General features: G+C 71.4%; 12 protein-coding genes. 5 read left to right on the top strand and 7 right to left on the bottom strand.

Going from position 1 to position 10,068, the window contains the following annotated elements; all coding sequences use genetic code 11:
* The first annotated feature begins 207 nt into the window (after positions 1 to 207).
* Complete coding sequence (locus HCJ94_RS30660) at positions 208 to 345, top strand: hypothetical protein (protein ID WP_240944601.1); 138 nt, start codon at positions 208 to 210, stop codon at positions 343 to 345.
* A 15-nt stretch (positions 346 to 360) separates the two neighbouring features.
* On the opposite strand, the gene HCJ94_RS30655 is transcribed toward HCJ94_RS30660, so the two are convergent.
* Together HCJ94_RS30655 and HCJ94_RS28885 are read right to left on the bottom strand one after the other, a co-directional pair.
* Positions 361 to 639 carry a recombinase family protein gene (locus HCJ94_RS30655; RefSeq protein ID WP_240944600.1) on the bottom strand — a complete coding sequence of 93 codons (279 nt, stop codon included), beginning with the start codon at positions 637 to 639 and terminating at the stop codon, positions 361 to 363.
* A gap of 2 nt (positions 640 to 641) precedes the next feature.
* The gene (locus HCJ94_RS28885; RefSeq protein ID WP_240944599.1) at positions 642 to 1,211 is read right to left on the bottom strand and encodes a recombinase family protein; all 570 of its coding nucleotides are present in this window, start codon (positions 1,209 to 1,211) and stop codon (positions 642 to 644) included.
* Here HCJ94_RS28885 and HCJ94_RS29770 point away from each other — a divergent pair.
* The 3 genes from HCJ94_RS29770 to HCJ94_RS28870 all read left to right on the top strand — a co-directional run bounded on the left by HCJ94_RS29770 (position 1,116) and on the right by HCJ94_RS28870 (position 2,341).
* Entirely contained in the window at positions 1,116 to 1,421 is a 306-nt protein-coding gene (locus HCJ94_RS29770) for a VOC family protein (protein ID WP_309227476.1), read from the top strand. The genes HCJ94_RS28885 and HCJ94_RS29770 overlap by 96 nt on opposite strands.
* 171 nt (positions 1,422 to 1,592) lie before the next feature.
* The gene (locus tag HCJ94_RS28875) at positions 1,593 to 2,024 is read left to right on the top strand and encodes a RusA family crossover junction endodeoxyribonuclease (RefSeq protein WP_168004165.1); all 432 of its coding nucleotides are present in this window, start codon (positions 1,593 to 1,595) and stop codon (positions 2,022 to 2,024) included.
* 47 nt (positions 2,025 to 2,071) lie between these two features.
* A complete protein-coding gene (locus HCJ94_RS28870) occupies positions 2,072 to 2,341 on the top strand; it encodes a hypothetical protein (RefSeq protein WP_168004164.1) in 270 nt (89 codons plus the stop codon).
* Positions 2,342 to 2,373: 32 nt separating this feature from the next.
* Here the strand turns inward: HCJ94_RS28870 and HCJ94_RS28865 are convergent, their stop codons facing one another.
* From HCJ94_RS28865 to HCJ94_RS28845, 5 genes are all read right to left on the bottom strand, one after another.
* On the bottom strand, positions 2,374 to 3,153 hold the full coding sequence (locus tag HCJ94_RS28865; protein WP_168004163.1) for a L,D-transpeptidase family protein: 780 nt from the start codon (positions 3,151 to 3,153) through the stop codon (positions 2,374 to 2,376).
* Positions 3,154 to 3,625: 472 nt separating this feature from the next.
* Positions 3,626 to 4,321 carry an HAD family hydrolase gene (locus HCJ94_RS28860; protein ID WP_168004168.1) on the bottom strand — a complete coding sequence of 232 codons (696 nt, stop codon included), beginning with the start codon at positions 4,319 to 4,321 and terminating at the stop codon, positions 3,626 to 3,628.
* Between the two features lie 99 nt (positions 4,322 to 4,420).
* Positions 4,421 to 4,735: a helix-turn-helix domain-containing protein gene (locus HCJ94_RS28855; RefSeq protein ID WP_168004162.1), complete on the bottom strand. Its 315-nt coding sequence runs from the start codon at positions 4,733 to 4,735 to the stop codon at positions 4,421 to 4,423.
* Complete coding sequence (locus HCJ94_RS31665) at positions 4,735 to 4,884, bottom strand: hypothetical protein (RefSeq protein ID WP_444939645.1); 150 nt, start codon at positions 4,882 to 4,884, stop codon at positions 4,735 to 4,737. The genes HCJ94_RS28855 and HCJ94_RS31665 overlap by 1 nt, the downstream gene beginning before the upstream one ends.
* 272 nt (positions 4,885 to 5,156) lie before the next feature.
* Positions 5,157 to 7,892: an MGH1-like glycoside hydrolase domain-containing protein gene (locus HCJ94_RS28845; RefSeq protein WP_168004161.1), complete on the bottom strand. Its 2,736-nt coding sequence runs from the start codon at positions 7,890 to 7,892 to the stop codon at positions 5,157 to 5,159.
* Between the two features lie 42 nt (positions 7,893 to 7,934).
* Here HCJ94_RS28845 and HCJ94_RS28840 point away from each other — a divergent pair, with 42 nt between their 5' ends.
* A complete protein-coding gene (locus HCJ94_RS28840; RefSeq protein ID WP_168004160.1) occupies positions 7,935 to 9,872 on the top strand; it encodes an amylo-alpha-1,6-glucosidase in 1,938 nt (645 codons plus the stop codon).
* Positions 9,873 to 10,068 lie beyond the last annotated feature (196 nt).

Raw genomic sequence — 10,068 nt, 5'->3', positions numbered from 1 at the left:
GCCACTGACGCCGGAACCCCAACCCCTCAACGCCAGGCACCGCCAGACCCACAGTCCGCATTCCACCCGAGCGCCGCAGCGTCCACCGTCGCCGTCGGCGCTCGGCCCGGCGCGAGCCACGCCACCACGCCTACGGCGCAGGATCCGTCGCTGGTCGGCCGGCAAGCGATGCGGGTCTTCCGGTCCGCACGCCGCCGCAGGCTGGCGATGCCCGCCGATCAGCGGCCCCGGCTCAGCCGGGGGCTGGTCGCCGAACTCGTCGCCCGCGGCTGGGACGTCCCCGCCGAGCTACGCCCAGTCGACACCACCCCGTCAGCAGACAGCGAGAACCACACACCCGCGTGACGTCACGTCGTAGCGTCAACCGCCAGGCCGGGCGTGCAGCGGCTTCCGCCAGATGGCCTTCACCCGGTCGGAGTCGAACCGCTGCAACCCCGGCCTGGCGCGCTCGATGACCACCTTCTCGATGTAGTCATCGACCACCTCGCCGGTGACGACCTCGCCGTCCTCATCACGGACCTTCACCCGGTGAGCGCCATGGACGCCCCGCTCCCGCAACCGTCGCGCGATGTTCTCCAACGACCAGCCATCCAGAACCAGCCCCGCCGCCTCACGAATCACCGCCGCCTGATCCTCCACGATCACGTACGTCCGATCGCCGTTGTCCAAACGACCGTGCACGTACCCGTAGGGCCGCGAGCCGGGCGGAACACCACGAGCCGCCTGCGCATCGAATTGTCCGCGATGCGCTTCTTCATCTTGCGGACCTCAGACGCCGCCAGCACCGCCTTGATACCAGCCACCTCGTCCTGAACCCGCACAACGCCATCGCGGTGCGTGTGCAGCAACTCGATACCCACCGAGTCCAGCAGCGCCGCCATCTGGAACCATGGCACCTCCCGCCGCTCGATACGGGTCTGCTCCACCGCCCAGAAGTGCAACACCAGCCCCGCCCTGATGGCCCCCTTCAACGCCTCATAACCCGGCCGGTGAACATCGTCGTCGAACGCCGACAGGTCCGGATCGGAGTACACCACCACCGGAACGCCCGGCCACATCCCCTCGGCATACCTCCGCCCGATCGCTTGCTGATCGAAGCACGTCTCCGCGTTGCCGTGCTTGTCCTTACTGATACGCGTGATCAGCGCGACGTGGGGATACGTCGCGCTGATCATGGCCTGGGGATCGATCGCTGCCACAGCGATCAGCATGCCCGTCGGTTCTTACCAAATCTAGGTCCCCGCAAGACGGTCAAGAACCGGATGCACAGGGACGTGGACCTGGTCGACCCGGAGCCGACCGCCCTGATCCGGGCCGGTGCCACGCTGCTGCGCGAGCCGACCGACCAGACCCGCTGGTGGGTGCTGGCCGACCCGGAGGGGAACGAGTTCTGCGCCTTCCCGCCCCGTCCCACCGAGTGAGCGGACGGTTACCCGGCGACCACCGGGTGGACTAGCGTTTACCTGCGCGTTCGCCATCGACGTCGACACGCCTCGGCCGACCCCGGCCCGCCCGATCGGTTGGTTCTCGCGGGAACTCCCACCGCCGCAGCCCCGGTTGGGCAGGATCGTCCCCAACGAGGAGGTGCCGTCGTGCAGGACACCCGCGCTCTCGCCCTGACGTTCGAGGTGAGCGGCCTGCCACCGGTCAAGACCGAGGCGCTGTCCATCTTCGCCGCCGGGCACCGGCAGGCGACGAGGGTCCGCGCCCTGCTCCAGGCGGCCTGTGCGGCGGCCCAGCGCACCGGCTGGACCCCGCTGTCCGGGCCGATCGAGGTGGACCTCGTGCTGCGCTGCCCGCCGGGGCACCGCACCTCCGACGCGAGCACCCTGCTCGGCGGGGTGTGCGCGGTGCTCCAGGACAAGAAGCGGGTGGGCAGCATCGGCCTGGCCCACCTCGGCGTCCTGGTGGACGTCGCCCTCTACGACGACGACCGGCAGATCCGGAAGCTGTCGTACACGGAGGAACCGGCGGAGGACTTCTCGTACCAGGTACGGGTGGCGGCCGTACCGGCCGCGGTTTGACGGACGGCCGCGGTGGGGTACCGCGGTCGCCGAGGAAGGGAGCGCCGATGTCGGAACCACACGTCACGCTGGACCCCCGCGATCCGGTGCAGGAGAAGCTGCGCGGCCCGCTGGAGGATCAGCTGACCTCGGCGCTGCAGGCCGCGACCGAACGGGTGCGGGCCAGCTACGCCGGTGAGCCGGTCGAGCAGGTCTGCCAGCGGCTGCTGGACGAGACCCGCGCCGGCCTGCACCCCGACATCGCGGCCGGCTTCAACCCGGACATGGAGGAGTTCTGCCGGGTGGCGGTGGCCATCGTGCGCGGCGCGGGCACCTGAGCCCCCGGCCGGCTCTGGAGGCAGGACGCCCGTCAGTACCGGGACAGGTTCTGCGCCGGGCAGATGACGATGCGGGGCTTGAGGGTCGGGTTCAGCCACTTGAGGACGCCGACCAGGTGGTCGTGGGACAGGCTGACGCAACCGGCGGTGGCGTTGCCCGACGCGGTGCTGAACTCGTGCAGGAAGATGCCGCTGCCGGCGTACGGCACGGGCTTCGCCACGGTGGGCGGCATGTTGTACGTGATGACGGCGAAGTGCGTGTACGCCGGCTTCTCCGTCCAGAGGGCCTCGCTGTGGCCACCCGGGTTCGTGGTCGTGTGCTGGAACGTGTTGTAGGCCGGGGACTCCGGGTTCTCGTTCCACCAGTCGTCGGTCACCAGACGGTGGAACGGGTAGCGCACGCCCGGGTTGGCGCCGATGCCGTACATGGTCGGGCCGAACGCGAAGACGCCCGTCGGGGTGGTCGGTACGCCCTCGACGTGGTTGTCGCTGAAGCCCTTCGACCCGATCCGGGCGGGCAGCGGCGCGGAGACCGGGAACCAGCGGGGGCCCACCCGGTAGAACGTCTCCAGGGTCGCGTACGTCGTGCTGTAGCTGGTGCCGGTCACGATGATGACCTGCTTCGTGCCGGTCGGCAGCGTGGTCAGCCGGTCGGCCTTCGTCCTGCCGCGCGGCCGGCGCTGGGTGGTCGGCGCCCAGACCTCCCCGCCGGCGTCGGTGTCGGAGGGCATGGCCACGGCCGGAGCGACGCCGGCGACCACGGGTGCCGCCACGCCGGCCGCCGCACCGAGGATCAACGTTCTCCGCTTCATGGCCACGATCCTGGCATGAGACGTTCTTCCGCACTGTCCCGTAAAGAGTGACATTCTGGGATCAATGCCTTCGGCGTGTCGATGTAACACTGCCGGCGAGCGCCGAAAAACGGGTCAGGACCGGGTCCGCAACTCCCCGGCCCTGACCCCCAGCCGTCCGGCGTGGTAGCGGACATCGCCATGGTGGGCGCGCGGGCGTGGCACGACGCCCACGCCAGGCACACCACAGCGAGCCGGCCCGCCTGCACTCAGCTCCACGGTGCCCAACAACCGGACTGCACGCGCTCCGACTCACCCCGAAGAGCCGTGAGCGCCGGATCAGGTTAGGCGCGTTTCCGCAGCTCGAACAAGGTCCACAGCCGCCGCGGGAGGGTGATTGACGTCAAGCCGAAAAAGCGGCATGTCGGCGTAACACGCGGTCGCGAACTAGCGCTGTTTCCCCTCGAAGCCAGCACTACGCCGCGGCGGCGGATCAGAAGTGCCGCAGCAGGTCCGGGAAGGCGGCGAGGCGCAGGACGCCGGTGTCGGTCGGGTCCAGCTCGTCGTGCTCCAGCACCCACGTGTTCTCGTTGGGGATGAACACGGCGTTCATCCCGGCGGCCCGGGCCGGCAGGATGTCCGACTTCGGGGAGTTGCCGATCATCCAGCCGGCGGCCGGGTCGAAGTCGTGCTCCTTGGCCAGCCACCGGTAGGTGTCGACGGTCTTCTCCGGCACGATGTGCGCGGCCCGGAAGTGGTGCAGCAGGTTGGACGCGTCGAGCTTGCGCTGCTGCTCCTCCCGTTCGCCCTTGGTGAGCAACAGCAGTTCGTGGCGGCCGGCCAGCTCGTCCAGCGCGTCCGCCACGCCGGGCGTCAGCTCCACCCGGTGCTCGACCAGGGCGACCGCCAGGTCCTGGATCTCCCGCCGCTCGGCCTCGGTGGCCGGCCGCTCCCGCAGGTGCTCGAAGCACTCCCCCAGGCTGCGCAGGAAGACCTTGCTGCCGTAGCCGTGCGTCACGGCGTTGGCCCGCTCGATGTCGTCGAGGATGGCGCGGACCTCGGTACGGTCCAGCGTCGGGTGGTCCACCCACTCCAGGAAGTCGTCGATGACCCGCTCGAACAGGACGTTGTTCTCCCAGAGCGTGTCATCGGCGTCGAAGACCAGTACCCGCCCCGGCTCGATCACCACGTCACCCGCCACGTCGCTCCCTTCGTCGCCCGGGCCACCGTACTGTCTCCGGCCACTCGGGTCAGCCGAGTTCCAGCGCGGCGCCCGCCTCGGCGTCGATCAAGCGATCTGGCGCATGTCGTTGCCGTAGTCGAAGATGATGCGAAGCTTCGCGCCGAGGGCCTCCGCGTACCGCGCGAGCGTCGCCACCTCGTTGACGTCGAGGTCGCCGTTCTCGATCTGGCTGATCCGGCCCGGCGTCACCCCCATCGCCGCGGCGACGTCCCGCTGGGTCAGCCCCAGCCGCTTGCGCTCCTCCGCCAGGTGGAACGCGCTGGCCCAGGCTTCGGTACGGGCGCGCTCCGCTCCGAGCGCGGCCTCGTCACCGTCGTCGAACTCCGCGCGGACGTCCTCCCAGTCATGGAAATCAGTCATCACTTCTCCTCGCGACGCCGCGTCTCGCTGATCAGCCAGTCAGCGTAGGCCCGCTCCGCGCGGGGGATCGCCCGCGCATACCACTTCGACCAGTCTCCCGCCTTGTTGCCTGCCACCAGCAGCACAGCCTGGGACCACGGATCGCACACGAATAAGATCCGGATCGCGACGTCCCGACCGGACCGCGGCCGAAACTCCTTCAGGTTCGGGATCTCGGAGCCGCGAGGGTGTCGACCAGCGGACGACCGAGACCAGGACCGCTTTCGGCAAGCATGTCGATCGCGACGTTGACGGATCGGTACGAACCAGCGTCGTCGGCGCGAAGGTCACGGAGCCAGTCACGGACCTCGCCCGTGACCCTGATCCGCCAGCGGAATCTCGGTTCGGTCGACACGCAGGGAGTATAGCTCGAACTAAAGTTTCAGCGGCGGAGGTCGAGGATGAGGTCGGCGACCAGGGCGGTCCAGCCGGTCTGGTGCCAGGCGCCGAGCCCGGCCCCGTTGTCGCCATGGAAGTACTCCGGGAAGCAGATCAGGTCCCGCCAGTCCGGGTGGGTCTGGAAGAGCTGCGCCGCGCCGTAGATCGGGCGCCGCCCCCAGCCGTCCCGGGTGAACAGGGAGATCAGCCGGGCGGACAGGTCGTCGGCGATCTCGTCGAGGCTGCGCTTCACGCCGGACCGGGTCGGGTACTCGACCTGGAGGTCGTCGCCGAAGAAGGCGGCGTAGTCGCGCAGCGCGCTGATCAGCAGGAAGTTGGTCGGCATCCAGATCGGGCCGCGCCAGTTCGAGTTGCCGCCGAACAGGCCGCTGGTCGACTCGGCCGGCTCGTACCCGACGCAGAACTCCTGCCCGCCGAGCGTGACCGCGAACGGCTTGTCCAGGTGGGCGCGGGAGAGCGTCCGCAGCCCGTAGTCGGAGAGGAACTCGTCGGTGTCGAGCATCCGGGCCAGCAGCCGGACGATCTGCTCCGGGCCGACCATGGACAGCAGCCGCTGCTGGCGACCGTCCGGGCCGAGCCGGCGTGCGCCGATCACGTCGGCGTACTCCGGGCGGTTGGTGAGGAACCAGCGCAGCCGCGCGCCCAGCTCGGGCAGCCGGTGCAGGGTGCGGGCGGTGAGCCGGGTGACCGCCGCGAGGGGCAGCAGCCCGACCACCGACCGGACCTTCAGCGGCACCTTCGTGCCGTCGGCGAGCCGCAGCACGTCGTAGAAGAAGGCGTCCTCGTCGTCCCACAACCCCTGCTCGTACGCGGCGGCGGCGATGTACGCGAAGTGCTCGAAGAACTTGGTGGCGGTGTCCACCCAGGTGCGGTCGTGCTCGGCGAGGACGATCGCGATGTCGAGCAGGTTGAGCGCGTACATCGCCATCCAGCCGGTGCCGTCGGACTGCTCCAGCACGCCGGCCACCGGCAGCGCCGCCGAGCGGTCGAACGGGCCGACGTTGTCCAGCCCGAGGAAGCCTCCCTCGAACACGTTGTTGCCGCCGGTGTCCTTGCGGTTGACCCACCAGGTGAAGTTCAGCAGCAGCTTGTGCATCACCCGGGCGAGGAAGGCGTGGTCCCGGCCCCCGTCGATCTCGAACACCTTGAGCGCCGCCCAAGCGTGCACGGGCGGGTTCACGTCGCCGAACGCCCACTCGTACGCCGGGATCTGCCCGTTGGGGTGCAGGTACCACTCGCGGAGCAGGAGCAGCAACTGCTCCTTGGCGAAGCCCGGGTCGACCCGGGCGATGCTGACGCAGTGGAACGCCAGGTCCCAGGCGGCGTACCAGGGGTACTCCCACGGGTCCGGCATGGAGAACACGTCGAAGCTGGTCATGTGCCACCAGTGGCTGTTGCGCCCGTGCCGGCGCCCGGCCGGCGGTGGCGCGGAGCCGGGGTCGCCCTCCAGCCACCGCTTGACGTCGAAGTGGTAGAACTGCTTGCCCCACATCAGGCCGGCGATGGCCTGGCGGGCGACCAGCGCCTCGTCCGGGGTGGCCGCCGGGGGGATCACCCCGGCGAAGAAGCGGTTCGCCTCGGCGCGCCGCGCCCAGACCACCGTGTCGAAGCCGTCGCCGAGGTCGGCCGGCGGGGGTGGCGTGTCGGCGGGCGGTGGGGCGGTCCGGGTCAGCCGCAGCCGGATCTGCCGCTGCGCGCCGGCCGGCACGGTCAGCACGTAGTGCAGCGCGCCCTTGGTGCCTTCCCGCGCCGGGTTGACGGTCGGCGCGCCGGTGACCACGTGGTCGTTGATCCCGTCCTTCGGAAAGCGGGACCGGCTGGGCAGTCCCCACAGCCGCTCGGCGTTGGTGTCGTTGTCGCACAGCAGCGGTGTGGGCTCACCGTCCCCCTCCAGCAGGAGCTGACCGAGCACCCAGTGCTCGCCGACCAGCCGGGCGCCCGGGCCGCCGGGGGCCGCGCCGGCCTCCGAGCCGACGAGACGGGGCACCCGGTCGCCGCCGGGCAGCCCCCACGCCCAGGTGTTGCGGAACCACAGCGTCGGCAGCACGTGCAGGGTCTCCGCCCGGTCGCCGCGGTTGGCGACCGTGATCAGGATGCACATGTCGGTGGGGCCGGCCTTGGCGTAGTCGACGGTCACCGCCCAGTACCGGTCGTCGTCGAAGATCCCGGTGTCGACCAGCTCGTACTCGGTGTCGTCCCGGCCGCGCAGCGCGTTGACCGCGACGAGCTCGTCGTACGGGAAGGCGGCCTGCGGGTAGTGGTAGCGCCAGCGCATCCAGGAGTGGGTGGGGGTCGAGTCCTCGTACCACCAGTAGTCCTTCGCGTCCTCGCCGTGGTTGCCGCCGTCCCCGCCGAGGCCGAACATGCGCTCCTTGAGGATCGGGTCCCGGCCGTTCCACAGCGCCAGGGCGAAGCAGAAGGTCTGCCGGTCGTCGCAGACGCCCGCCATGCCGTCCTCGCTCCACCGGTAGGCTCGGGACCGCGCGTGGTCGTGGGGGAAGTAGTCCCACGCCGTGCCGTGTTCGCTGTAGTCCTCCCGTACCGTCCCCCACGCCCGCTCGGACAGATAGGGACCCCATGCGCGCCACTCCTGCTCCCCCGCGTCGGCCTGGGCGAGCCGGATCCGCTCAGGGTCGGGCGCGGAAGCGTCGGGAGGCGACACGTCGGTGATCACTGGCACATCTTCGACGCCGCCGGGGTACTTCACCACAGCGGCCATTCTTCTCGTGCCGCGTCACACCTCGCCGCCGGTGGAGGGAAATTGATCGACATCACCTTCGGTCCGCAGGTCTGCGGTGAGCTGGCCAGCGCCGCCACCCGGGAGTGGCTGGTGCCGGACGGTCTCGGTGGGTACGCCATGGGCACGGTCGCCGGGCTGCGCACGCGCCGCTACCACGGTCTGCTGGTGGTGGCCGGCGAGACACCGGCATCCCGACGGGTGGGACTGGCGAGCCTCGACCCGGCGGTCGTGCACCCCTCGGGGGCGCGGGTGCGGCTCGGCGCGCACGAGTGGGCGTCCGGCGACGTGGACCCGCGCGGCTTCGAGCTGCTGGAGCGCTTCGACCTGACCGACGGGGTGCCCCGCTGGCGCTGGCGGATCGGCGACGTGGTGATCGAGCGGGAGCTGGCGACGGTGCACGGCCGGCCGTGCGTCGCGGTGGTGCACCGGCTGGTGACCGGCGGCCCGGTCCGGCTGGAGCTGGCCGCGGCCTGCACCTGGCGGGACGCCCACGGCGAGCGCCGCGCCGACGGGCCCACCCCACGGATGGACCCGGTGGCCGACGGCGCCGTGGTCGAGGGCTCCTTCCGGCTGTCCGGGCCGGGCTGGGTGCCGGAGGGCCAGTGGTGGCTCGGCGCGCACCACCGCGAGGAGGCCGCGCGCGGCCTGCACCCCGACGAGGATCTCTGGTACGCGGGCCGCTTCGTCGGTGCGCTGGACCGGCCGGGTGACACCGTCTCGGTGCTCGCCTGGGCCGGCGACCTGGCCGAGGAGCCGCCGCCGGGGCCGGAGGTGGTTGCCGCCGCACGAGCCCGCAACCGGGCCGTGGTCGCGGCCGCGCAGCCGGTCGACCCGGTCGAGGCGACGCTCGTCCTGGCCGCCGACGCGTTCGTGATCGGCACCGGCCGCGGCCCGGACGTGGTGGCCGGCTACCCGTGGTTCGGGGCCTGGTCGCGCGACACGATGATCTCCTACGAGGGGCTGTTCCTGTGCACCGGCCGGGCGGACGAGGGCCGCGAGCTGCTGCGGGCGTACGCGGCGACGCTGTCGGAGGGGATGTGTGCCAACACCGCCGACACCGGCCGGGTGGAGTACAACACGGTCGACGGCACGCTGTGGTTCCTGCACGCGGTGAGTCGGCACGTGACCGTCACCGGTGACACCGACCTGGGCGCGGAGCTGCTGCCCGGGCTGCGCGGTGTGATCGACGCACACGTGGCCGGCACGCGGTTCGGCATCGTCGTCGACCCGGCGGACGGGCTGCTCACCCAGGGGGCCCCGGGCGTCGCGCTGACCTGGATGGACGCCCGGGTGTACGGGGTGCCGGTCACGCCCCGGGCCGGCAAGCCGGTCGAGGTCAACGCACTGTGGATCAACGGTCTGGCCGGGCTCGCCGAGCTGGCGGAGCAGGCCGGGCAGGACGCCGCCGGGCTGTGGCGGCTGCACGACCGGGCGGTCTCCGCCTTCCGGGAGCGGTTCCCGGCTCCGACCGGATGGCTGCACGACGTGGTCGACGCGCCCGCGCCCGCGTACCCGCTGGGCGGTGCCGCCGTCCACGACGACGACCTGCTGCGTCCCAACCAGCTGCTGGCCTGGTCGCTCCCGTACGCCCCGCTGGACCCGGACGAGCCGACGCTGCGCCGCGTCGCCGCCGGGCTGCTCACCCCGCTCGGCCCCCGCAGCCTCTCCCCCGACGCGCCCGAGTTCGTCGGCCGGCACCGGGGCGGCCCGGCCGAGCGGGACGGCGCCTACCACCAGGGCACCGTCTGGCCGTGGCTGCTCGGCCCGTTCGTGGACGCGAGCCGGCGGGCCAAGCTCCCCGTCGACGAGCTGTTCGTCGGGATCGAGGCGCACCTGACCGAGTTCGGCCTCGGCTCGGTCAGCGAGACGGCCGAGGGGCTCCCCCCGCACCGGGCGACCGGGTGCCCGTTCCAGGCGTGGTCGGTGGCCGAGCTGCTGCGGGTGCGCCGGGTCCGGTAGGCACCGGTTTACACGACCGCAACGGTTGTGTCTCCGCTGGTTAGCCGTCTACCAGCAGGATTGGTCCCGATCCAGTCGCGACGTCACGGGGGCACCGGAAATGGTGCCGGCCGGCGCGCGCCCGGGGACAACTCAAGGGGGCCGCATGTCAGACGCCACCGTGGTCGACCTCCAGCCCGCCCGGCACGAGCGCGTG

Origin of the sequence: Micromonospora thermarum (assembly GCF_012034245.1) — a bacterium.
In the GTDB taxonomy this organism is placed as follows: Bacteria; Actinomycetota; Actinomycetes; order Mycobacteriales; family Micromonosporaceae; genus Micromonospora; species Micromonospora thermarum.
Note: the sequence above shows the minus strand (reverse complement) of the source record. Positions and strands in the feature narration are given on the sequence as shown.